The sequence below is a fragment of the Pseudomonas sp. RW10S2 genome (assembly GCF_014268985.1).
Taxonomy (GTDB): Bacteria; Pseudomonadota; Gammaproteobacteria; order Pseudomonadales; family Pseudomonadaceae; genus Aquipseudomonas; species Aquipseudomonas wayambapalatensis.
Genome location: NZ_JABWRO010000262.1, coordinates 1 through 207 on the forward strand (window position 1 = coordinate 1; position 207 = coordinate 207).

At 66.7% G+C, this 207-nt stretch carries 1 protein-coding gene; it reads left to right on the top strand.

Annotated features, from left to right (window positions below):
- Positions 1-207: AMP-binding protein (locus HU729_RS25640; RefSeq protein ID WP_186711938.1), on the top strand; the 207-nt coding region annotated here is incomplete at both ends.

Sequence of the window (207 nt, forward strand, 5' to 3'; positions counted from 1 at the left end):
CGCGAGCGCCTGGCCTACATGATCGAGGACAGCGGCATCGAACTGCTGCTGACCCAGTCGCACCTGCGCGAGCAGTTGCCGTTGCCGCAGGGCCTGGAGTGCCTGCTGCTCGACCAGCCACTGAGCGGCTATGCCGAGCAGGCGCCGATCATCGAGGTCACTGGCGAGAACCTGGCCTACGTGATCTACACCTCCGGCTCCACCGGC